The organism is Bacteroidota bacterium, from assembly GCA_016718825.1.
Classification (GTDB): domain Bacteria; phylum Bacteroidota; class Bacteroidia; order J057; family JADKCL01; genus JADKCL01.
The window spans coordinates 308852-332590 of sequence record JADKCL010000003.1 but is presented as its reverse complement, the minus strand read 5'-3'; the positions used below and the strand labels follow the sequence as shown (position 1 = coordinate 332590).

Sequence of the window (23739 nt, the reverse complement as noted above, 5' to 3'; positions counted from 1 at the left end):
TTGGTAATCGGACAGTTTTCCGCATGAACCTCTATGCAGGATTAAGTACACTTGACCCAGCCTATGCCAGCGACCAAAGCGCCACATGGATGTGTGCCCAGATTTTTGACGGTTTGCTAGCGTTTGATTCCAACCTCGTCCTGCAGCCCGCCCTCTGCCGCACTTGGGAAGTGACCGATAGCGGCCGAACCTACACTTTTCATCTGCGCAACGATGTCTGGTTTCATAAAAGTCCGCTTTTGGGGCCTGACAGCACCCGGCGAATGAATGCGCAAGACGTGCGCTACAGTTTTACCCGCATCTGCGATCCCGCTGTAGCGGCAAAAGGATTTTGGATCTTCAACGGCAAAGTGGCCGGTGTCGAGGCCTATCGCAACGGCTCGGCCGCCGAGGTTTCAGGATTCAAAGTGGTCGACGATTCTACTTTTCAGATCCGATTGGAAAAACCATTCGCCCCATTTCCCAACCTGCTTGCCATGGCCTACGCCTCGATCGTCCCCCGGGAGGTTGTCGAATTTTACGGCAAAGACTTCCGAAGCCATCCGATTGGAACTGGACCTTTCAAGTTTAAAAGTTGGAATGAAAATGTGAGTCTGATTCTGCTCAAAAACGACCGCTATTTTGAAAAGGATGCGCAAGGCAAGCCTTTGCCCTACCTCGATGCCGTGCACGTACGGTTCATTCGGGAGCGACTCAGCGAATTTGTAGAACTCTGCCAAGGGCGGCTCGATTTTGTGAATGGCATTGACAAAAGCACCAAGGACGAAGTTTTTGACAGCCGGGGCGAGATCCGACAAAAGTACCTTGATCAATTCCAGTTTGATCTTCATCCGCAACTGAATACGGAGTTCATCGGGATTTTGGTCGATTCGACGAAGCCCGCTGCCAAAGGGCATCCGCTGTTGGATCGGCGTGTGCGACAGGCATTAAACTATGCGATCGATCGGGAGGCACTGGTAGAATATGTGCTCAACGGAAATGGCTATCCCGCAACCTCGGGTATGATTCCGTCGGGCATGCCGGGCTTTGATGCGCATGCAGTGGTGGGCTTTGATTACAATCCTGACAAGGCCTCCCAATTGCTGGAAGCGGCGGGTTATCCGGCTGGAAAGGGCATTCCGACCCTATCCTTGAAGTCCACGCCTGTGTACCAAGCTGCCATGGAATTCGTCCAAAAAAGCTGGGAACGGATAGGTTTGAGCGTGACGATCGACAACATGGACGGTGCAGCTGTGCGGGAATCTGCCGGAAAAGGCGAAATCAACCTTTGGCGGGCTGGTTGGATTGCCGACTATCCGGATGGCGAAAATTACCTCGGCCTTTTCACGACGGATCAAATTCCGCCCAACGGACCCAATCGAATGCGTTTTTCATCCATTCGGTTTGATTCCCTTTTTGCAGCGGCACAATCCGAACCGCGTGATTCGATTCGTTTTCTGCTCTATCAGGAAATGGACCGGCAAATGCTGGAAGAGGCGCCGGTGGTACTCCTTTATTACGACAAGATCGTCAGAATCATTTCCAAGGATGTCACTGGGCTCACCACCAATGCCATCAACATGCTTTCACTCAAAAAGGTACGCAAAGCCTCATGAATCTAGTCGTTGAGGTCATATTGCCTGTGCCGCTCAAAAGTGTTTTTGACTATCGCGTGCCACCCGAAAATGCAGCTTTGGCCGTTGTGGGAATGCGTGTGGTCGTGCCATTCGGGCGAAATAAGATGTATACCGGGGTCATTCGGAAGGTCAAGGACGCAGCAGATGAATCGGAAGGTTTGCACGACGCGGTCTTACGGAAACTAAAATTCGTCGAAGCGTTTCCCGATGACCAACCCGTATTGCACAAGGCACAACTCGATCTCTATGCTTGGATCGCCCACTATTATTTCTGCACGGAGGGTGAAGTCCACAAAGCCGCCCTGCCTGCGGGACTGAAACTGGAAAGCGAAATGGTGGCTGAATGGGCAGGAATCGACAATTGGGAAGATGCCGAACTTGCCTCCAAAGACTATGATTTCCTGCGGCAATTGGAATCCAAACGTCGCATGAATCTTGCTGATGCGGGCTTGGTGATGGAAATGCAAGGTCCGTTGCCCCGATTGCGCAATTTGGAAGCCCGGGGTTTGATTCGATTGGTACACCGGCTCAAGGAAGGCTACACGCAAAAAATGGTGCGATTTGTGGAAGTCGCACCCATGTACCGCGAGGAAGCGCAACTCAACCAAGCCTTCAGCAGCCTGAAAAATGCGCACAAACAAGAAGAAGTGCTCATGCTCGTCGTCGAGCAGTTTTTTCACGGAAAACCCATCCTGAAAAGCATCCTGCGCAAGCGCCTGCCCGGCAGCGAAGGTCCAATCGCAACCCTCATCGAAAAGGGTTTCCTCCGCGAATTTGAAGAGCCGGAAGACCGTATGGCGATCATAGCCTACCGCGAAAACAACAAGGCGATCACCTTTACCGATGAGCAAAATGAGGCGTTGGCAAGCATTCGGGCATCGTTTGCTGCCGAACCGACCAAACCCGTCTTGCTCCATGGCGTGACAGGAAGCGGGAAAACGCACCTTTATATCGAATTGATCAAGGAGGCGCTGGCAAAAGGGGAGGAGGTGCTCTATTTGCTGCCCGAAATTGCCCTGACGCAGCAGATCATCGACAAAGTCAAAAGTGAATTCGGGGAACAGGTAGGAGTGTACCACAGCCGCTTCACCGACAACGAGCGCGTTGAAATCTGGCAAAAAGTCTTGACGAGCGAATACAACATCGTGATCGGCGTGCGTTCGGCGATTTTTTTGCCGTTCAAGAAACTCGGCCTGATTGTGATCGACGAGGAGCACGACCACAGCTTCAAGCAAGCCGAGCCCAATCCGCGCTACAATGCCCGCGATGTCGCGATTTTTGCAGCGCGAATGCTGAACCTCAACGTTTTGCTGGGTTCGGCGACCCCGGCATTCGAGACCTATCACAATGCCCGCGCTGGCAAATTCACCCTCGTCGAAATCAAAAACCGGGCGGTGAAATCCGAATTGCCGCAGATTCAAATCGTGGATTTGCGAGCCGCGAAAAAGGAACGTCTGATGGACGGCCATTTTTCAAAAGCCTTGTTGATCGAGGTGCGCAAAACGCTCGAGCGGCGGGAGCAGGTGATCCTGTTCCAAAACCGGCGGGGCTTTGCGCCTTACATTTCCTGTCAAAATTGCGGGCATGTGCCGCATTGCATCAACTGCGACATTTCGTTGACCTTTCACAAGGCGCGCAAAGAGTTGCGTTGCCACTATTGCGGGTACATCGACCATCAATACAGCAAATGCGAGAAGTGCGCGAGCTACGAAATCCGGCAAATGGGGATCGGAACGGAGAAGATCGAGGAGGAAATCAAGGCGCATTTTCCAGAAGCGCGCATCGCGCGGATGGACTTGGACACCACGCGCACCCGCACGGGTTTTCTGAAAATCATCCGCAGCCTTGAGCACCACGAAATCGACATTTTGGTTGGTACGCAAATGGTGAGCAAAGGTCTTGATTTTGAGAACGTAACCTTGGTAGGCGTGATCGAGGCCGACCTGATGCTGAGCATGGGCGAATTTCGCGCACATGAGCTCGCCTATCAGATGCTCACACAGGTGAGTGGCCGCGCAGGACGCAGTACCAAAAAGGGCAAGGTGATGATTCAGACGTATATGCCTGACAACCCCGTGCTGAAATTGCTGCAAAAACCATTCGGCATATTCTACGACCTCGACCTGCCCAACCGGCAAGTGCTCAACTATCCGCCCTTCACGCGCATCATCAAAATGGAGCTGCGCCATCCCAATCAGATGTTCTTGGAAAGTCAGGCCGAAGTCATCCGCAACATCTTCCTGATCAGCTTCGGGGACGCCTTGTTAGGTCCTGAATATCCGTACATCACAAGACTCCGCAACGAATACCGCCAAGTCGCCATCTTCAAAATCCCGAGAACGGCTTCCGTGGACAAAGTCCGCAAAATCCTCGCCGAGCGCATCGATTTTTACTACAGCAACGCGCCGCAAAAGACGTTACGGATCTTGGTGGATGTTGATCCGGGGTGAGGTTTGAGTGTGAGTTGGGGTGAAGAGAGTATTCGAAGCGGGGCCCCCGGCCTAACGCTGATCGGCGGCGCCCCCCGCCGGCGGCGCCCCCCCCCCCGGGCCAAAATAAGCCCGTTCGCCGGCGATCCCAATCAAAGGCCCCCCCCCGGCCCTGGTCGGCTGATTGATGCTGCCGGGACCCCGGGGGGGGGAACCTTTGGGCGCAAACGAACGAGCCCCAAATTCACCGCTCCCGCCGGTGCCCGGCTCCTGATTCTTCTTGGTTCTCGGCCACAGGTTCCGCCTTTGCTTTTCCTTTTCCGCGCATGAGCGACTTTTCGAGTACCACATTCAGTGGCGCAAACACCGCCGCGAGCAGCACGTTGGCGAGCAATTTAGGGATCGGCAATCCGCCCGTGAAGCCGTCTACGAAGTTGTCAAGCAACACCAATGCAAATTCGAAGAAAAACAGCAGCGCCCCGAAGACTACGAAGTACTTCAGGCGCCTTCGTTTAGCGTAGCGAACGCCAAAAAGCAATAGCAACGCCACCAAACAGGCTGTGGCAAATGAAATCAGGTATTGTTTGAAGTTTTTTGCACGGAGTTCCGCTTCCTGCTTTTGTTGGTCCAGTGCTTCTTGTAATTCCTTGTTTTCGTAGGCAAAACTCTCCTTCAATTGGCCGTATTCCAATACCTTCCCGGCATTGAAGAAGCTGTCTTTCAGGGTGATATATTCCTTGAGCGTCGCGGTTGCCAAGGCAAATTGCCCTGTTTTTTCCTGCAATTCGGCCAGTTGCTCGAGCGCGGGAATGATCTCCTCGGTCATGTCCAGGGCGCGAGCCGAATCCAAGCTTGCATGCGCATAGTGCAAAGCACTGTCAAGGTTTTCCGCACCTTCGTAGGACTCTGAAATCCCACTCAAAATACTGGGTTTCCCCAAGGAATATTCAATTTCGGTCGCCAGCTTCAAGGATTCGCGGAAAGTCGCATTGGCCGAATCAAAGTCCTTGTGAATAATCTGCAGCGAGCCAATGTTGATCAAATCATCTACAATTTGGTCGTCGTTGCCGACAAGTTTGGCCCAGAGAAGGCTTTCTCGGAATTTGGCAAGTGCCTCGTCGTAGCGTTTGAGGCGCTTGAGTGCGATTCCTACATTGTTGAGGGTCGTGGACGTGGTCGTGGAATCCTTGAGCTCCAGGGAGATGACATGACTTTTCTGAAAATGGTCCAGTGCCTCGGTGTATTTTTCCTGTACCAATTCGATGAGGCCGATGTTGTTGAAGGTCATCATCGTGCCCCGCCGGTTTTTGAGGTCCTCGGCGATGCGCAGACAGCGTTGGTATTGCTTGAGCGCCAGCGGATAAAGTCCGCGGTATTGGTAAACCACCGCGCAATTGCTCGCGCTTTTCATGATTTGCAGCTTGCCGGCGCGTCGTACCAAGGTGTCTTCGTGCATGGAAAGCACCTCGCCCATTTTGAGGGCCTTTTGCCAATAGGCCATCGCGGAGTCCAGGTCCGTATTGAAAAAAGCTGTGCCGAGTTGATTGGTGTAGAATGCTTTGGTTGTGTCGTGAGGAGCCTTGGCAATCAATGCCTTGAGGCTGTCAACGGGGTCTGCAGAAGCCTTCGCGGCAGGGGAGAAGCCGAGCAGCAAAGTCACAAGCACGATCAAAATTGCGTAGGGACGCATGGGAAATAAGGGTCACTGATGATTCGGCTTGAAGGTAGGAAGATTTTTGGGGAATTTCTGCGAATGCTTTCCTTTCGTTCACTCCGTCTTCCGACCCAATGATCAACGGATTACGAAGTTGTGATTCGCAAAAAGGTCAAAGGCTCTCCACTGTCGGCCGAATACGCAATTCCCATTTGCCTCGATCCAGCCTTTTTCGTTTCCAATAGGCCAATTTCAGTGTTTTTTGCGTGATCAATGCCGTTGCACTGACGCCCGCCGTGATCGCTGCGCGTTTCCAGGTCCATTGGTCACGGGGCAAATTGAGAACCATCATGACCGGATACAGAATGCTTGTCATGATAAACGCACCCCGGAGCATGTTGATGCCTGCTTTGGGCCTTGCAATATGGATGCGGTCAAAGCTTTTGGGATCCAAGCTGTCGCCAAACATGAAAATCAGACTGGATTTCACCCCGTCCAATTCGCCGACATAAACCTGATCCATGCCCTTGACGCGGATGCCGATTTCGTCGCCGACAAATATGCGGTGTCTTTTGAAGGCGTTTTGATTCTCCAAAACAAGCTGGAATTGCCCGAATGCAAGGTTGTGAAGGCCCCAAAAGGCCAGCAAAAGAATCCCGTACATCCACCTCCGTTTCATCTTTTCGAATTTACGCCGCATTTGCTCAAAAAGTACATTCTGCGGAGATTGTTTGGTGAGTGGGGCACCTTCGAAAATTGGCCACCTAGGCACCAAGACACGAAGGACAGCGCGCCTGACTTGGTGTCTTCGTGCCTTTGTGGCAAGAACGCAGTCAAATTGTTCAAAATTTCATCGGGCAAGTTTTAACGGTTTCTTCGAAAAAAATCTTCCCATTTATCCAATATGCAATAGTTTTGAAGCCAATCAGAGAGAGATTTATCGGGAAGAATGGAAAAAACAAAACTGGTCACCCTGCTGCGGACCTTTGACGTCTGGGAACTGCGCAATCTCAGGGAATTGGTGAATTCGCCATTTTTCAACAAGCAGGAAATCGTGGTGAGGTTGCTGGAGGAAACGGAAAAGTACCTGAAAAGAGGCGAATCCACTCCTGAATTGGAAGTGATGCATCAACGTCTTTGGCCCGAATTGGCTTATGACCATCAACGCTTGCGATATGTGATGACGGATTTGACGCGGTTGGTCGAGGAATTCCTGGTGCAAAAGCAGCTGGCTTCCAAGCATTGGCTCCAAGGCAGGCTATTGCTGGAAGGGTTGGCGGAACGTAAACAGGAAAAATACTTCGGCCAAGGCCTCGCCAAAGCCCTCGAAAAGCTCGACAAGGACGGCTTGCGCGATGCCGACTACCATTACGAGCGCTTCCGGTTGCATCAATTAGCCAAGGATTTTGAGACTGATCGAAAGGAAAAAACGGGCGAGGATTGGCTGCATCCCCTGATCGAGGATTTGCAGAACTTCTTTTTTGGCACGCGTCTCCGACTCGTATGCGACCTCGTGAGCAAGGCAGGCGGGAATGTGCAGGAAGGGGACAAGCAATTGGTCGACGAACTGCGCAAACGGCTGGGAAAGCAATTGGGAAATGAACCCGTTGCGATTGCGATTTACGAAACGGTTCTACAAATGCTCACGCATACAGATCCCGAATTGTACTTTCGGAAACTGCGGATGAGCCTCAAAACCAATGCAAAGCATTTTCAGCAGGACGAGTTGATGCACCTTTATGGATTCGCGCTCAGTTTCAGCATTCAACAACTCAACCGGGGAACGGAAGGCTATTTGCAGGAAATCTTTTGGTTGTATCAGGAGCAGTTGGAAAACAAGGTGTTGATACAAAACGAGACGTTTCCTGCCCAGCACTTCAAGAACATCCTTACCGTTGGGTTACGACTCAAGGAGTTTGATTGGACCAGGGAATTTATCGAATCCTATTCCAAGCTTTTGCCTGAATCGGAAAAGGAAAGCATCGTGGCCTATAGCCATGCTGCCCTGCATTACGTGCTCGGCGCCTTCGCGGAATGCCGCAAATTGCTGCAATTCGCCATGTTTTCGGACCCAGTTTACGAATTGGAAGGCAAGATACTATTGATGAAGTCCCTCTATGAACTCGAAGACTGGAATGCACTTCATACCCTCGCCGAAAAGCAATTGAAGTACCTGAAGGGCAATTCCGCGATTTCAGAGCGTCAGCGCAATTTTCATGCGAATTTTGTGCAATTCCTCATCCGTTTGGTGGATTACAGGCAGGGTAGTCGGGTGCTGTTGGGTGCTTTGATTGGTGCCATCGAAGCCACGCGCGAGGCAAGCGACCTCAAGTGGCTGCGTCAAAAAGTCGATGAAGCCGCAAAGCTTAACGCGCGATGACGAGCTTTTTCATATAGCTGCCGGCGGAAGTGGAAATTCGAAGGAAATAAACACCTTCCGAAAATTCAGACATGGACATGGTTGCACTTGCTGCACCCAAAGATCTCGAACGAGGAGCATTCGGCCATTTACATCCAACAATACTGCTTCCAAAAGTTCGGCAGACGGCTGAACGATTTGCAAGATATCCTGCGCCGGGTTAGGGAAAACAGTGGGTGGTTGGATCGACGAACTCCCCTCTAAGCCAGTCAGGAAATGCGTGACGATCGTGGACGCACCTGTCGCCGTGACTGGGTGAAGGCCAAGTTGGGCATCGACCAAGTGTATGTCGGTCAACCAAACATCGAGCTGGGTGTAGGCGGCGGTGAGATTCGGATCGGTTTGAATGTAAAATCGACAAATTTCGCCAAAACCGGATTGCTGGACATGATCCATCCTCACGAGGGCGATGTCCACTTCACCTAGAGGGTATAAGTTATGCTCAAAATCCATTCGAAGTCCATTGCCCGCAAACCAGCAACTTGAATAGTCGATACGGTTTACACCAGGGCTTGCCGTTGCATTGGCGGAGTAATTGAGCGTAAAGGCGATTCCATACACCGAATCCACCGGAATTTGATTCCTATTCATGTACATCACGAACCAAGGCAAACCGCCAGGCAAAATTGAGTCATACGCGGCAACCACCTCCAAAGTGGCTCCTGTCGCGGCAATTCCTTCGGTTTTGGTATGCGTCTCACCATAATTGGTGTGTACAACCAAGGTGTCGGCTGCCTGCACCAATCCGTCGCCATTGCAGTCGCTGTGTTTAGGGTCGGCATTTCCAGGCAAGGCGCCGCCCCAATTCGCGACATTCTGCCCATACCATTGTGTTGTCGCTCCTGGTCTTACAGTTCCTGCATACCCGTAGTAAGCCCCAATTGCCAAGACATCCACGTTGTTGGCCACGCCGTCGTAATTCGCATCCCCCGGGAATACACAATCCGTCAAGCCCGAAATCACGATGTCATCGGAGGCTGTGCAGCCATTTCCGTCAGTCACGGTGAGGAGATAAGTGCCTCCTGATCCGACTGTGAGGTTTTGAGTCGTCGCGCCCGTGGACCAACTATAGCTGCTCATTCCACCCGGGCCGTAGAGCATAGCCGTCGTATCTGCACAGACAAAAGAGTCATTTCCCAAACTGAAACTGGGCAACGGATGGAAGGTCATGGTGACCACATCCGTACCAGAGCAGCCATTGACATCGGTCACCGTTACGGAATAATTGCCGGAACTCGTCGGCGAAAGGGTTGGTGTCGTCGCACCATTGCTCCAAGCATAGGCACTGAAGGTGCCGGGGTTGAGGACCACGGTCGCCCCGGTGCACACCGTTTGGTTGGGCCCGAGGTTGGGAGTAGGCAATGGGTGAATCGTCAAATTGGTGGAGGCATTGCCGGTACAACCATTGGATCCGGTCACAGTCACCGAATAAACACCCGATGTTGTGGGGTAAATCGCTTGCGACGTCGCGCCATTGCTCCAGAGATAGGTTGGAAATGTTCCAGGATTTAAAGTCACCGGCGTATTGGCACAGCCCGTCAAATTGGGAGGCAGGACCGGTACAGGGTTGTTCAAAAAACTCACAAACGTGAAGGCCGAACCTGTGCATCCGTTGCTGTTGGTGACGGTGACCGAATACGTTCCCGTTGTCGTCGGGTTGATGGTTTGTGTCGTTGCGCCGTTGCTCCAAAGGTAACTGCTCCAAGTTCCCGCATTCAAAACGACATTGGTACCCGCACAGACGATTTGGCTCGTCGGAAGGGAGGTAATCACCGGAGCAGGGTTCATGGTCAGGGTAACGGAACTCGCGCTGCTGCATCCAATGCCATTGCTCACGGTCACAGAATAAGTTCCAGATGAAAGGGGAATGATCGTACGTGTAGTAGCGCCCGTATTCCATAAATAGCTGATTCCAGGCCCAGCATCGAGCGAAAATCCGGAGCCTTGACAGAAGCTCGTATTGGGCCCCAAATTGGGGGTCGGAAGCGGATTTACCGTGAAATCAACGGAATCTTTATATGTGATCGGGCACCAAAGGAAGTTCTTTTCGACCTTCACACGTCCTGAACCCGTCCAATTCACACTTGCATTGGGTGTTCCTTGGCCGGATACCAAGGTTCCACCACCTGTGACGGTCCACAGATAAGTATAGCCGGTGTCGGCGCTCACGGCATAATTTCCTGTGACACCACTACATCCGGCGTTTGGTCCTGTCAAATGGTTGGGGCCGGCGACGGCCTCCAGCGTGTCAAATTCTTCACATGAACTCCAACCCGGTGCATAACCACTCCATGCAATTCCAGTTCGGCGTAAAATCAACCTGCGCGGTCCGGAGGTATTCCATTGTAACCTTAGTGTGTCAATCAGGTGATAGCCATAAGGCCCTGCAAAGGTGACTTGCCCCGTCGTTAATGAGACTTGCGTGCCTCCCTGAATCGTCCAATAATGATTTTCCCAGTGTGTTCCTCCAGGATTCGGGCTATCGGTCCAGCGCGTGGCAGTATATGTGAACGTTTGATTTCCAGTGCACGTTCCGGGAATCGTGCCCACGATGGTCGGCGTGGAATATTGCTGCACATGAAAGTGCTGCGTCATTGTATATGTGCAATTGTAAAAGCTGTTGTAGATCGAGACTGGAATATTGATGTGTCCCATCCCTGTAAACATGTAATAAGCAACGGGTTGACCTTGTCCGCTCACCAAATAAGCACCAGATACCGAGGTTGGCCAGGTATAGGTATTTGTACCCTGAGGGGTATAATTGTTGCCTGGGACATAGTTGATTTGATACGGGCAACCGTGATAGTCATACGTTCCCGGTGTGCATTGCGCGATGACACCGGCACGTCCCCATCCAAGGACAAGCAGAAGCAACAAGAGCGAAACTTGGCTGTATAATTTCATGAGGGTCAATCACTAAACGAGCAAATTCTGGAAACTGGTCCAGAAAACAAAGCCAAACTTGCTTACCTACCGAGTGATTGAATGATCAAATATGAAAAATATTTTCGATTTTTCATCGTCATTCTGTGAAATCTGGCAAAATAATTAGACGATCGATGGGCCAGCAATGCCAAATTGAGCAATTGCGCACGTTTCGAATGGAAGTTTTGGGAATGCTATCCGGTTATCGATCAGGACTTTGAGGGCACGGCCTCCGGCAAATACTCCATCATGTAGGCATATTTCTCCGTGAATTGCCCTTTCCAGAGGATCACGCCGCGCTTCAATTCGTCGTCGAGGCCGCTTTCTTCCAGCGAACCTTCGAAGTTGGCATCCACCAAAGAGGGGAGGAGATGGGCCAAATCACGGGCAAACTGCTCGCTGCTGTCCTTGCTGAATTCGCAAGGAAGATTGGTCACCGCCATTACCGCCACGCCTTCGCCGCTCATTCCCAAGGTCGACTCCTCGGTCAGCGGATGGTAGACAAAAACCGGATTGTCGATCCAAGTTTCCATGCTGAATTCGACGCCGCCGTTGGGATCGCAGGAAATGTCGCCGATGACTTCAAGGTGATGACCCTGAAACCAAAGGTCACGCACCATTGCTTTGGTCACAACACGCTGATATTTAGGGGACCACACGATGCAATTCAGCACGATCGTCGCGAAAGGCAGATAACTCGCCAATGTGCTTTCAAAGTCCATCGGCGTTGTGAGGTAGGCGACACTGCGCGCTTCCATTTCCATTTTGTCCCAATCTGCCCGGCTCACGGCGGTTCCCACCTTGGGGCGGAACATGTCACCGATATGCATCACACATTGATACACTTGTTTGCGATTGCCGGAATTGTAAGCTGCTTCGATTTCCTCGGGGCGAATCTGCTTGACAGGCAAGATGTTGAAAATTTCCTGTGCTCCTTTGCTTGTCTTGCCGTCACCGAGCACGATGCTGATGAACGGCGGCAATTCGGCTGGCGTACCTTCCTCTTGAATGTCTTCTCCTATTTCGGCGAGAAGGCGTTTGAATTCGTCAAGGTCATCGTAGCGAAAGGCCTGTGGAATCGCAGCGAAGGGATGGTCTTGCCCCTTCAAATGCAGGCGTTGTGCCGTCGCCCAAAGTGTATCGATCATGCCTGCATACCCGGCATAATAGGTAAATGCCGTCACCGTCCGTTGGCCATTGGCATCGGTCACCAATTCGTAGTCGATCAGTGTAGATCGCTGATTGTAAAAGGCTTGGAGCATTTCGCGGTTTTTCTTCTGACCCTTGTGGGTATGCGAAAAGCAGCAATAAGCCTTGTCGGGAAAGATGGATTCGATGGCGATTTCCTTGAGTCCGACGATGAGTTTTGCCTCACTGATGTTTTCCTGCACATGCGCACCTGCCTGTGTAAACTGCACGTCGCGAAACGCCCGCTTGAGTTCGTGGGTTTTGGGGTGCATCGCCGGTTGAACGAGCACGCTATGGCCCTTTGCGACGATTTCGCTGACAAAACCGGGCGTAATGGGCACGCGTTGCTCACCTTTTTTGCTCAAATCCTCTCTCCGAATGCCAATAATGTTTTTCATGCCCAATTCCCGTTTTTCAGGCCGCGAAGGTAAGGAATTGTTCACGTTGGGCAAGCAACCGATCGGTCAGGGAGGGCATTGATTCGATGAATTGTCCGTCAGCCGAACTAAAGTTGCGGTTTGCCAGCCCATCCCGGAACCACTGAAGTTGCTGTTTGTCAGCGCATCCCAGAGCGTTGGCTTGGGCTGACAAACGGCAACTTCCCACAGCACTTCCCTCAGCAATTGCCCAAATCCGCGGCCATCACTTCCAATCCGTTAAAAATTCCTAACTTCCGTCTCGGATCGTAGATGTTTGCTTCTTGTCGCCATATTTCTGCTTGGATGGTGCTGCTCGCAGTTTTGTTGCTGCCGGGCAGGCTTGCTGCTGATTTTTCGCTAGAAAAAGGACCGCTCCTTCGCAAAAAACTTGCCGAACGCTTCCTGCGCATCGTTCAAGGCGGTGATGGGTACTTTTATGTCTTCAAAAGCACTTCCGGCCATTATTGGAATTTCGGCGCCGAGGGCGAACGCAGCTTGCAGGTGATTCGGTTTGCGCCCGATTTGGTTCCGGTTGACACCCTGAAAATCAAACGATTTGGTCGGGAAGGACAGATTCGGAATGTCTATGAAGTGATTCCGTCGCCGAATGGGATTGCCATTTTGAATGTCGCACGTTCGCCGCATACCGGCATGGCGGCCTTGATGCTCAGCGAACCCGTGTTTGGCGGGGGAAATCCGGCCATCAAAACCCGTATTTTGGACGATTTGCCTGGGTTTTCGTTGGGATTGGACCAACCGGGATTCCGATATGAATTTTCGCCGGATAGCAATTTTGTCTTGCTTGCTTGGCGCCGCATCAGCCGCGAAGAATTGACGGATAATTCCTTGGCCTGTATGATTTTGGACCGCAACTTGAATGTGGTGCACGAAGCATTTTCGCCATTTCGCAGGTTTGATCAGTCGGTTTCCTTGCGAAAAATGTACATTTTGGATTCGGAGCATCTGCTGTTTACCGCGCAGACGCAAAGCGGGGGAAGTGCTTTTCAAGGTCCCGCCACAATTTCCTTCGGATTGCTGCATTATAATGTTGGCGAGTCCACGACGCGGGTAATTGGCTTCACGAAAAGCAGGCAAGTTCCCGTGGAATTGAAGATTTTGACCAATGTCCCAGGTAAGTTGATCGCGGCCGGATGGTATTTGGATCAGGAAAATGAACGACGGGAAGCGGGCGTTTTCATTGGCGAAATCACGCGTGCCGACACGCTGGAAAACCTTCACCTGTACACCTTGAGCGAAGCCATGCGCGACGCGCTCATTCGCAGGGAGAAAAAAAGTGGTGCCGTGGCCATCCGATCGAGTTATCAGTCTGAATTGTTGGCCGATCCTGCCGGATTCACCTTTGTTTTGCACCTCCGCGGGCTTCCCGACAAAGGCATCGAATTACATTCGCCGGGCAGCAAAACCAACAATTCCTTGCATGTTTGGAGATTTGATCCTGATTATCAGCTGATTTCCAACACGACGACAGGCTTTCTGAACCTCGGACGCGAAGAAATGATGGAAACCTTTTCCTGGCAACCGATTTTGGTCAACGAAAAGTGGTATGCCTTGGCATCTGACTATTCGCAGGCCAACAACGAAGCCAAACCCTTCGGCGCCGCCACCTACGCATGGGACCTCTCCGATTACAGTTTCGACCTGCTGCTCCAAGAATCCCGCAAAGAATTCACCGTCCTCGCCCCAAGAGAGCTGATTCAAACCGGCAAAAACGAATGGGTCGGGATCGCGGTGGCGGGGAAAAGGTGGCGGTTGATGCGGTGCGGGGGATAGATACCCAGGTTGACAAAGGGCTCTGTTGCTGCAAGCTCCAATTACATTGGAAAAGAAAGGGCATGGCCACCAGCAAACCAGTATTGCGATTGGTTGGACATTCCTCTGCCTCTTGGAAACCCAATTGATTTGGATGCTTTAGCATAGCTCATATGCGGCCGTAACGAATCGAAACCCCATGTGCAAACCGAGGGGTCGTTTGATCTCTCCCTTGCTTTCTGAGGAGGACCAATACAAGGCATGAACGGTTTCTTATTGCCATCGAATGGGACGCTCAATTGTTCTTCTCCAGTCAACGTAAATACTACCTCCTCTGTGATTTCGTCATTGAACCCAAAACCTTGGATTTTGATGATTACCTTGTCCGTGTTGGCAAACAGCCTCTTCAATTTCCTATTCGACGGCCTATCAAAGCCCAAGGCAAATGCCGAAAGTTCGCGGAAAAGGATGAAGTAGTTCTTAAGGCTTCGCATTCTTGGTTATAAAACGACTCTGAGTGGATTCAAATATAATCAATTGGCAGCCAAGATTTCAGCTTCTTCGATTTTATCCTAAACCAGTTTGGCAAGATCGAATCTATCAGCTGACAAATCGAATCCGCCCGGCACCAGGTCTAACGTTTCGAATCGGGCTCTTTTCGCAAAGAAGAAGTACTGATCATTTCGAATTCCCCACTTTTCCCCAATTTCGCCAAACCAACTCTCAACTCTCAACTTTCCACTCTCAACTCCCAGAACAAATCTCTGAACACTAATCCCAAAACTCAAAACCCATCCTATCGTACACTATCCTATACAAACCCTGTGAATAGCCACAGTTTCAGGCTTTTGTTTTTGCTTAGGTTTGCGTGACATGATCGGGAAAAGGAAAAATGGAAGGCGATTCTTCGCCGCGCTGGGAATTTTGATGGCTTTGCCCTTGTTGGCGACTTCGTGGCCGACGCATCCAAGGCCATTCGCGACGGATGGAATGCCGCTTGCAGGCAAGCCTGCTGCCAAACCGAAGCAAAGCGTGGGAAATTGGGCCCGATTGGCCCTCGACAGCATGACGCTCGATGAAAAAATCGGCCAATTGTTCATGGTGGCCGCCTACAGCAACAAGGAAGCCGATCACGTCGCCGCCATCGAAAAGCTCGTTCGGGATGAAAAAATCGGCGGACTCATCTTCATGCAAGGCGGTCCCGGTCGCCAAATCAACCTCGTCAACCGCTACCAAAAAGCTGCCCGATTCCCGCTCCTCATCGCCACCGACGCCGAATGGGGCCTTGGGATGCGCCTCGACAGCACGATTTCATTCCCCAAAAACATGACCTTGGGCGCCATTCGCGACTCGATGCCGATCTTCGAAATGGGCATGGAAGTGGGCAAACACTGCCGCAGGGTAGGAGTGCACGTCAACTTTTCGCCGGTTGTGGACGTCAACAACAACCCGCGGAATCCCGTCATCAACGACCGTTCCTTCGGAGAAGACCGCGAAAATGTCTTTATCAAAGGCCTTTTTATGTACAAAGGCATGGAATACAGCGGTACGATCGGCTGTGCCAAACACTTTCCCGGACATGGCGACACCGATACCGATTCCCACGCCGACCTTCCCTTGATTCCGTTCACCAAGCAGCGTCTCGACAGCCTCGAATTGTACCCCTTCAAAAAGCTCTTTGAAAGGGGCATTGCGAGCATCATGGTGGCCCACTTGTACATTCCATCGCTCGACAATACGCCCAATTTGGCAAGTACACTTTCGCCGAAGATCGTCACGGACCTCTTGCGCAAAGAGATGGGATTCAATGGTTTGGTCTTTACGGATGCACTTGGCATGCAAGGCGTCGCCAAGTTTTGGGCCGAAGGCGAAACGGATCTCAAAGCCTTTTTGGCGGGGAATGACGTGCTGCTTTTCTCAGGAAACGTCGCCAAAGCCAAGAAACTGATCAAGGATGCCATCGCCAAAGGGGAAGTGACCGAGGCCGAATTGGATGCCCGCGTGCTTAAAATTCTCGTGGCAAAAGAATGGTGTGGCCTGCATACCAACCGGTTCACGCCGCAGGTGATTCCCAACGAAATGATGACCGCCAACGGGCTCGCTTTGCGCAAGAAGCTTTTCCAATTGGCGATGACCTGTGTCAAAAACGACAATCAGATCTTGCCGATCGGCAAACTCGCCGAACGCAAAATTGCGGTTGTTGAAATTGGTGCCGGGGCGAATTCTGCATTCAAGCAGAAGCTCAGAACTTACACTAAAATGGACTTTTTCCAGCTTCCTGCCGCGGCTGAGAAGGCGCAGCGGGACAAATTGCTGGCGCAAATTGCCGGGTACAATACCGTGATTGTCGGCGTGGACGGCATGAGCAAGAGTGCTTCGAAAAATTTCGGGATCAGTGCCGGGACGCAGGCATTGATGAAGGAGTTGGATATCAAAAGCCGCGAGGTGATCGCGGTGCTGTTTGGCAGTCCTTATGCCTTGAAATATTTTGGGAGCCACGAGGATGCGATTTTGGTCGCCTACGAAAACAAGGACGATGCCCAAGTCGCTGCTGCAGAGGCACTTTTTGGCGGCATCAAGGTGGATGGCAGCCTTCCGGTGACGGCAAGCGCCCAATTTCCTGCAGGCACGAGCATCGCCAATCCGAGTGGTTACCGCTTCCAATTTGGCATGCCGGAGGCAGCCGGGATGAACAGCTATGTGTTGCAGGCGATTGATTCGATTGCCCAAGAGGCGATTACCGCCGGAGCAACCCCGGGCTGTGCCGTGCTTGTGATGCGCGGTAACAAAATCGTTTGGGACAAGGGCTATGGCCGCACAGAATACAACGGCGCCGGCAAGGAGGTCGATCCGTATGCCACGCTGTATGACCTTGCGTCGGTGACCAAGGTTTCCGCAACGACGGTCGCGACGATGAAAATGTACTACGACAAGCTCATCAACATCGAGGAGGCAGCGAGCGCTTACGTGAGTGAAATGCGTGGCCGTAACCTCAACAGCATCAAATTGCGCAACCTGCTGCTGCACAATTCGGGTTTGGTGCCGTTCATTCCCTTTTACCAAGAGACAATGGGAAAGGCCGGATTGAAGCCCAACCTCTACAGCGCGCAGCCCAATGACACGTTTTGTGTGCCGATCATCGACGGCCTGTTCATGTGTGGCGCCTATCAGGACACGGTCTGGGAAATGGTCATGAGCAGCCCGATCAAAAGCGACAAAAAGATGCGTTACAGCGATCTGAGCATGATTGTGATGCGGCGGGTCCTGGAAGGAGCATCGGGCGTCCCCTTCGAAAGGTATTTGGATTCCGTGTTTTACAAACCCTTGGGAATGAACAATACCTGTTTTAATCCGGCGATCAAGATGCCCAGGAAGACCTGTGCACCGACGGAGATGGACAACCTTTGGCGCCACAAGAAGGTCGAAGGCTATGTCCATGACCAAAGTGCCGCTGTTTTAGGAGGCGTGAGCGGGAATGCAGGCCTGTTCAGCAATGTCTATGACCTGGCGAAGCTCCTTTTGATGGTCAAAAACGGGGGCAGCCAAGGCGACCAAACGTATTTTGACCAAGCGACAGTCGAGTATTTCACCAAAAGGCAACAGAGCGACAACCGTCGCGGCCTCGGTTGGGACAAAGCCGATCCGGGGCATGGAAGTTCATGCAGCGACCGCGCGAGCGCGCTCACATACGGGCACCTTGGCTTCACGGGCATCTGCGTCTGGGTGGACCCCAAATACGATCTGGTTTACGTCTTCCTGAGCAACCGCACATGGCCCGACGCCGAAAACAAAAAACTCCAACAGCTGGATATCCGCAAACGGATTTTGGACAAGGTGTATGAGTCGATCCATGTCTGGGAGAAGCGGGAGAATTCTTGATGGGGGGGAATTCAAACATGCTACCATGCAACTAGCCCCTTTTTCATGAAAGCAACTCATATCTTTAGCCTGTTTGTTTTCCTCCATTGCTCAATGCCCTTTCTCCATGCTCAACAACTTTCAACCGATCACAAATTGATCCACGGGGCAAACTGCTTTTTGGGAATGAAAGAGGTTTACACCTACGGGTTTAGCAAGGAAAAGGTGATTACGGGCAATGGGGCTCGCAGGCGTCTCCTTGCGGCAAATATCTTTTGCGAAAACCCTGTTTTGGACATAATGGCGGCCAAAGGAACCTACTTTCGATTTGACAATCATAACTATCTTGTTACGGACGTTTATCGCGAGGGTCGTGGCAGATCTGTTCAAGGCTACTTAATTTGTAAAGAAGTCTACCCCTTGCCTGAAAACATCCGATTGCTAAATGGACCTCAAGACAAGGATTGAACCGCTACCATGAGTGCAAATTCGTTTCCATTGCAAATCTCACGGTCCCTTCGGCTGCAGAAACGACGGTTCTATAAAGTTTATCTTCCGATTTTGATCATGGTCACATTGGGCAAAGGAGGCCTTTTCGCCCAATCCTACGAAGTTTGCCACGGTTGCCATCTCCGATTTGAGGGCGGCGGCATGATGGCCTTTGGATTCAAAACCAAAGTGTTTACAGGATCGAATTTCCTTCCCAAAATCGGAATTGCGGCAGAAATCACACTGGACGATACCCGCGAAGGCTTTCTATTGGGTAGAGGAAGTATTTTTAGGTACCATGATAAGTACTACCGCGTTGTTGCCATCAGCAGAGAAAACCCAAACGGGGAAGACAGAGGGAATATGGAGTTTGTGCAAATGAGTCAACTGTTTCGATTTGCCCGCGTCGTGAATGGGCGAAAGGCGCATTGATGCAAACCATTGCTCCGTTGGTTTGAACGTTCCATTTGTATTTTTTGTAGGCGGGAACGTCTTCGCGAAGTTTTCGTATTTTTCAGCGTGAGGCTCCGTAACCAATTCATAGATTGAAAGTTGCATCTGGGTGAATTGAGGATTTGCTTAATATCTGATGATTTTGTTTGCCTTTTACGCTTGACTTTCTGCCATTTACCTCTACGCGCATTCCAATCCACCGCCGTCCTAGCCGACTTCGACTTTTCCAAACCAGGGTATGCGATCCTCGTGATGCCCCTTGAACGTGGCATCGGGGCCCGATCAGATACCATGATGTCTGTGTCTTATTTTGAGCAACCCGAGCTTCTGCAAGGCATCCAACAGAAATTGGTCGTCGAAGGACCCGCCACCGTTTATCCTTTTGCCTGCTTCGACGATTATTCGATCTTGGTGACCCGTCATAGCAAGTTGGAGGAGGCGTTTGTCGTTTCAACAAATTGCCATTCGATCAGTACCGACGAAGACGAATTTAAATTCTCCGGCTACTTCCCGTTTGAAGGCTACAAGATTGCCGGCCGCGTGACACAGCAATTTGAGGACATCGCCAAAGCGCGGGCAACGTTGGCGCATATCGAAAAGCAACCCAATCTGCTCTACATTCCCGAACCCAAATGGCGGCATTTTGATGGGAAATTCATGATCATGTACGATCATGTAAAGGTCTCCCACGAGGTCCAAAGGAAGGAAATGGAAGACTACATCTCCAAAAATTATCCGGGGGAAAAGGTCGAAATCTATTCTTGGCTCGGCTCGGGCAACAGCCAAGACGGCTATAACTTTTGTGCCGAACTGAGCTGCAAGGAGTCGTTTTATGAAAAGTTCCGGATGGATGGATTGACTTATCTGCCGTTCGTAAAGCCATCTTCATTCACCTTGGAAAGCTTTTGGAGGAATTGATGTTCCGTCCGAAGCGACCAATTGCATTGTGAGGCAAACGATTATTCCCCGCCAAAATCCATCACCAAGCACCAGCCATAAGTCTTGTGCGGTTGGATGCTTGCCCCGCAGTCGAGCCATTTGCCGAGTAGAATTTTGCGATGCCCGAGGCTTTTGACTTTTTCGTCGATGAGCAGGTCGAGAACGAGCGTCATGGGATCGTCCAACGGATTGTAGGCGCAGCATTCGGCTTGTGTATTGCGCATGTACCAAGGGCGGTTGTGGCCCAGAAGGCCGTTTTTTCCGCTGTATTTTGCCCATTGTTCGGCGGCAACAAAGTACTTCTTGCTCGGTCGCAGCGGTGCCAAAGGCTTCATTTTCTGCAAGTCCTTGTGCAAGGTCGTGTAGAAATAGTCATTCGCAGTGTACTTTTCCCAGCCTTCGTCATCCTCCACATTTTCCAGCCAATCCAGGTAAAAGGCATCGAATTGAAGTGGAAACAGTCGCGCCAAATTGGTGTAGGCGAGCACGTTGCGCTCTTTTTCCGTCATGTAGGTTGCCAAATCCAATCCCTTGGCCGCTGCATCCAAATCCGATTGGCTGAAGTGTTTGACCAAAAGCGGCTGCCAATCGGGGGCCTCATCGTCCTGCGCCTGCGCGGGTCGGCATGCAAGGACCATTAAAAGGGTAAGCAGAATGACGATTCGAAGGGGTTGTAGCGGCATTTTTGACTTCGGATGATGAAAACAGTTAGCAATATACAAACGGATTCCTTGCGCATTTGACCCAATTTCCAAGGCAGGTGGCGTCTGAGCGCGCGTCGATTGGATTTCGAAAGTTCGCTGACAAAACATGAATTGACCTTGTTACGGTTCAGTTTTTGCATTAAACTAGCGAATGTTATTCAAGAAGCGTATGCGTAAAATCCTCCTGCTGTTGGTTCTCTGCGGTCTCTTTTCTGCGATGGATGCGCAGATGTCCAAAACGGAAACCAAACAATTCCTGCGGATGCTGCAAGCCGCGCCAACGTTTACCGACGTGATCGATTCGCTGAAAGCCAAGGACTATACGCTTGATTCAGCGTCGATTCCGATGGTGCGGGAGGCATTGTGGCAGCGGTTGTTGGATGATCAACGCAGAAATCCGGAGGAAAAGGCGGCATTCGAAGAGGGTAGGATAACCTACGAAAACGGCAAAGTCGGACGGTTTTCAATCCAAGTCAAGGGTGCTGCCCCTGCGGATGGTTACCCCGTCTACATCGCCTTGCATGGTGGGGGAGGAGGACCTGCCGAAATGAATGACGAACAGTGGGAGCAGATGCAACGCTACTATCTCAACAGCATCGACACAGGCATTTACATTGCCCCACGAGGCCCCAATGACACGTGGAATCTCCATTTTGACGGCGATGCGGAAGTATTTTACAGTCAGATTTTGAAACAGGTTAGGCTCTACACGGGTGCGGACCCCAATCGGATTTACTTGCTTGGCTATTCCGCAGGTGGTGACGGCGTGTATCAATTGGCGCCTCGGATGGCCTCCGAATTGGCTGCGGCGAGCATGAGTGCGGGGCATCACAACGATGTCGGTCCCGACAATCTGCAACACGTTCCGATGCTGCTCCAAGTTGGCGAATTGGACGATGCTTACAACCGCAACAAGGAAACGGTGCTTTACAGCAAGATTTTGGACAGCCTCGCGCGACTGCATCCGGGAGATTTTCAACATCAAGTCTACGTGCATTCAGGTGCTGAACACAGTTATGTGATGGATCGTCGCGGCCCTGATTTTCAGGCGAATGTCATTGCAGATCCCATTCATTGGCTACGAAACCCGAAAGGCGCTAAGACCACCACTGCCGTCACCGATGCACCGACTTGGTTGAGTAATTTTCGCAGGAATCCCTATCCGCTTCATTTGAAATGGGATCATTACATGGTGCGTGAAGGAAATGATAACTATTTCTGGATCAGCTACGTCGGTGGTCGGATGAAGATGAGCGGCTTTCCGGTCTTTTCAGAGGTCATGGCCTTTCCGACACAGAATCGCATCGAAGTTCAGAATCTGTCCCAAGGGATCTCGATTCATCTGCATGAGGCATTGGTGAATCCGAAGAAGCCGCTGACGATCAACGTGAATCACAAGGATTACAAAGTCGACTTGAAGCCAAGTGCGTTGCAAATGGCCAAATCATTGGCGGAGAGGTCCGATCGTTCGTATGGCTTCTGGCAGACGGTAAAGGTCTGGAAGGATGTACAAGGCAAGGTGAACATTGCGACCGAAAAGTAGGAACAACGAGGAATTTTACGGCACGGTTTCTTTTGGGGCTTCCAAGGTTTGCCTTCGGAGGCGACAAACGAAGGCTTGAATTCTCCTGCGGAACCAAAAACCTGCAGCTAAGATTCTGTTTCAGAACATTGCAGGTTTATTCAGACATGGCTTGATTACTTTTTTTATTGACAAACAACCAACTGCGGAAACAAAGTCCTCGGATCTGCCGACCGCTCCGTTCGAGACAGCCCGTCGGCAATTCCCCTGAAAGATTTTCCGAGAATGAAGGAGAATTTGGACCTGTTTATTGATAGAAAAAGCTCGCTCTCTTCTGTTTTTGTTTGAATTCTTACACGGCTTAACCTGGATAATGTTGAAAATAGATTCGGATAGAATATCAGAATCTAGGATGCCTTTAGGCTTATTTATGCCTATTGAATTAATATTGGAATCGTTTCCGCTGTTGTTGATCAATTATACAAGGTAAGAATTGTGGATGTGTAGTAATTTTTTTGATAACTTATTGTATTTTCCTTACCTCATTGTTAGAATTGTGTTACTGAATATTTAAGATCAATCAAGTTAGAATCAACAGGAGTCAAGGAAGAATTAATGTCTCAGTAAAATATTCACGCTCTCTGGTGCATGATTTGGGCCCAGCGTAGGTGTGTTCTTTTGGAGTTAGAAGTATTTGGAATTCAGGCATGTGGTAGCATTAAATTTCATCAATGGTGTTTGATGCTGGGCTGCTTTTGTCCGAAAACTGGCCTCCATCCAAGTCAACTTCATTCATTTTTTTTCAAGTTCAACTTATATCGTTTCGCGATGAATCAAAAACGTAATGGTATGCGATGTTTGGCCTTCTTGGCTTTCCTCGCAATCTGTTCATTGGGTATTGCGCAAATGCCAAACGGCTTCCCGACTATGCCGAATACCGGGAATCCACAGGCCGATGCCGAAGCCTACGAGCAGGCAAAAACTGTTTGGATTGCCAACAATCCCAGTTCGCCAGTCAATAGTCCAGTGGTGGTAACGCAACCCACCGAAATTGAAAACGCCGCCTATGAAGCCAACAAGGTGCAGGCCGGCGAAACTTTCAATGTACCTACTGCCGATGTCGCTGAACATCAACTCCGGAAAATGGAGGCTGAATTTCGTGCGAATCAAGCAGAATGGGCCACGAGCAACGTGCGTTTGCGCGAAGCCTACATGGCGGCATTCTCCTTGGCACGTGGTCAAACCATCGTGACCATTTCGGCACAGGATTACGCGACCTTCCATCAGGAATTGCGCGACTTGGTCAATGCCAATACAGTCCTTTTCAACGTCACACAATAAGGAGGAAATCAGA

General features: G+C 51.0%; 15 protein-coding genes. 10 read left to right on the top strand and 5 right to left on the bottom strand.

Annotated elements, in window-relative coordinates:
• Window positions 1-23 precede the first annotated feature (23 nt).
• Both IPN95_05035 and priA read left to right on the top strand, forming a co-directional pair.
• Window positions 24-1595: an ABC transporter substrate-binding protein gene (locus IPN95_05035; protein ID MBK9448773.1), complete on the top strand. Its 1572-nt coding sequence runs from the start codon at window positions 24-26 to the stop codon at window positions 1593-1595.
• Complete coding sequence (gene priA / locus IPN95_05030; protein MBK9448772.1) at window positions 1592-4066, top strand: primosomal protein N'; 2475 nt, start codon at window positions 1592-1594, stop codon at window positions 4064-4066. The genes IPN95_05035 and priA overlap by 4 nt, the downstream gene beginning before the upstream one ends.
• A gap of 223 nt (window positions 4067-4289) precedes the next feature.
• On the opposite strand, the gene IPN95_05025 is transcribed toward priA, so the two are convergent.
• Both IPN95_05025 and IPN95_05020 read right to left on the bottom strand, forming a co-directional pair.
• Entirely contained in the window at window positions 4290-5735 is a 1446-nt protein-coding gene (locus IPN95_05025) for a tetratricopeptide repeat protein (GenBank protein MBK9448771.1), read from the bottom strand.
• A 136-nt stretch (window positions 5736-5871) separates the two neighbouring features.
• Entirely contained in the window at window positions 5872-6378 is a 507-nt protein-coding gene (locus tag IPN95_05020) for a hypothetical protein (protein ID MBK9448770.1), read from the bottom strand.
• 270 nt (window positions 6379-6648) lie between these two features.
• On the opposite strand from IPN95_05020, the gene IPN95_05015 reads away from it, so the two are divergent.
• On the top strand, window positions 6649-8079 hold the full coding sequence (locus IPN95_05015; GenBank protein MBK9448769.1) for a hypothetical protein: 1431 nt from the start codon (window positions 6649-6651) through the stop codon (window positions 8077-8079).
• On the opposite strand, the gene IPN95_05010 is transcribed toward IPN95_05015, so the two are convergent.
• Together IPN95_05010 and IPN95_05005 are read right to left on the bottom strand one after the other, a co-directional pair.
• Entirely contained in the window at window positions 8066-8158 is a 93-nt protein-coding gene (locus tag IPN95_05010) for a T9SS type A sorting domain-containing protein (protein MBK9448768.1), read from the bottom strand. The two genes, IPN95_05015 and IPN95_05010, sit on opposite strands and share 14 nt — an antisense overlap.
• 3094 nt (window positions 8159-11252) lie before the next feature.
• Entirely contained in the window at window positions 11253-12629 is a 1377-nt protein-coding gene (locus IPN95_05005; protein ID MBK9448767.1) for a hypothetical protein, read from the bottom strand.
• A gap of 291 nt (window positions 12630-12920) precedes the next feature.
• Here IPN95_05005 and IPN95_05000 point away from each other — a divergent pair, with 291 nt between their 5' ends.
• The 5 genes from IPN95_05000 (at window position 12921) to IPN95_04980 (ending at window position 20138) form a co-directional block, all read left to right on the top strand.
• Window positions 12921-14441 carry a hypothetical protein gene (locus IPN95_05000; GenBank protein ID MBK9448766.1) on the top strand — a complete coding sequence of 507 codons (1521 nt, stop codon included), beginning with the start codon at window positions 12921-12923 and terminating at the stop codon, window positions 14439-14441.
• An 852-nt stretch (window positions 14442-15293) separates the two neighbouring features.
• Window positions 15294-18299 carry a serine hydrolase gene (locus IPN95_04995; GenBank protein MBK9448765.1) on the top strand — a complete coding sequence of 1002 codons (3006 nt, stop codon included), beginning with the start codon at window positions 15294-15296 and terminating at the stop codon, window positions 18297-18299.
• A 45-nt stretch (window positions 18300-18344) separates the two neighbouring features.
• Entirely contained in the window at window positions 18345-18746 is a 402-nt protein-coding gene (locus tag IPN95_04990; GenBank protein MBK9448764.1) for a hypothetical protein, read from the top strand.
• A gap of 99 nt (window positions 18747-18845) precedes the next feature.
• On the top strand, window positions 18846-19199 hold the full coding sequence (locus IPN95_04985) for a hypothetical protein (GenBank protein ID MBK9448763.1): 354 nt from the start codon (window positions 18846-18848) through the stop codon (window positions 19197-19199).
• A 312-nt stretch (window positions 19200-19511) separates the two neighbouring features.
• Window positions 19512-20138, top strand: coding sequence for a hypothetical protein (locus tag IPN95_04980; GenBank protein ID MBK9448762.1), 627 nt, complete (start codon window positions 19512-19514; stop codon window positions 20136-20138).
• Between the two features lie 41 nt (window positions 20139-20179).
• On the opposite strand, the gene IPN95_04975 is transcribed toward IPN95_04980, so the two are convergent.
• A complete protein-coding gene (locus IPN95_04975) occupies window positions 20180-20842 on the bottom strand; it encodes a hypothetical protein (GenBank protein ID MBK9448761.1) in 663 nt (220 codons plus the stop codon).
• A gap of 190 nt (window positions 20843-21032) precedes the next feature.
• Here IPN95_04975 and IPN95_04970 point away from each other — a divergent pair, with 190 nt between their 5' ends.
• Both IPN95_04970 and IPN95_04965 read left to right on the top strand, forming a co-directional pair.
• Entirely contained in the window at window positions 21033-22406 is a 1374-nt protein-coding gene (locus IPN95_04970; protein MBK9448760.1) for a hypothetical protein, read from the top strand.
• Between the two features lie 807 nt (window positions 22407-23213).
• A complete protein-coding gene (locus IPN95_04965; protein MBK9448759.1) occupies window positions 23214-23726 on the top strand; it encodes a hypothetical protein in 513 nt (170 codons plus the stop codon).
• The last annotated feature ends 13 nt before the right edge of the window (window positions 23727-23739 follow it).

Bases quoted from the DNA above. Each gene is read 5' to 3' on its own strand.
- IPN95_05035 (MBK9448773.1), top strand. From the start codon at position 24: ATGAACCTCTATGCAGGATTAAGTACACTTGACCCAGCCTATGCCAGC.
- priA (MBK9448772.1), top strand. From the start codon at position 1,592: ATGAATCTAGTCGTTGAGGTCATATTGCCTGTGCCGCTCAAAAGTGTT.
- IPN95_05025 (MBK9448771.1), bottom strand. From the start codon at position 5,735: ATGCGTCCCTACGCAATTTTGATCGTGCTTGTGACTTTGCTGCTCGGC.
- IPN95_05020 (MBK9448770.1), bottom strand. From the start codon at position 6,378: ATGAAACGGAGGTGGATGTACGGGATTCTTTTGCTGGCCTTTTGGGGC.
- IPN95_05015 (MBK9448769.1), top strand. From the start codon at position 6,649: ATGGAAAAAACAAAACTGGTCACCCTGCTGCGGACCTTTGACGTCTGG.
- IPN95_05010 (MBK9448768.1), bottom strand. From the start codon at position 8,158: ATGTCCATGTCTGAATTTTCGGAAGGTGTTTATTTCCTTCGAATTTCC.
- IPN95_05005 (MBK9448767.1), bottom strand. From the start codon at position 12,629: ATGAAAAACATTATTGGCATTCGGAGAGAGGATTTGAGCAAAAAAGGT.
- IPN95_05000 (MBK9448766.1), top strand. From the start codon at position 12,921: ATGTTTGCTTCTTGTCGCCATATTTCTGCTTGGATGGTGCTGCTCGCA.
- IPN95_04995 (MBK9448765.1), top strand. From the start codon at position 15,294: ATGATCGGGAAAAGGAAAAATGGAAGGCGATTCTTCGCCGCGCTGGGA.
- IPN95_04990 (MBK9448764.1), top strand. From the start codon at position 18,345: ATGAAAGCAACTCATATCTTTAGCCTGTTTGTTTTCCTCCATTGCTCA.
- IPN95_04985 (MBK9448763.1), top strand. From the start codon at position 18,846: ATGGTCACATTGGGCAAAGGAGGCCTTTTCGCCCAATCCTACGAAGTT.
- IPN95_04980 (MBK9448762.1), top strand. From the start codon at position 19,512: ATGATGTCTGTGTCTTATTTTGAGCAACCCGAGCTTCTGCAAGGCATC.
- IPN95_04975 (MBK9448761.1), bottom strand. From the start codon at position 20,842: ATGCCGCTACAACCCCTTCGAATCGTCATTCTGCTTACCCTTTTAATG.
- IPN95_04970 (MBK9448760.1), top strand. From the start codon at position 21,033: ATGCGTAAAATCCTCCTGCTGTTGGTTCTCTGCGGTCTCTTTTCTGCG.
- IPN95_04965 (MBK9448759.1), top strand. From the start codon at position 23,214: ATGAATCAAAAACGTAATGGTATGCGATGTTTGGCCTTCTTGGCTTTC.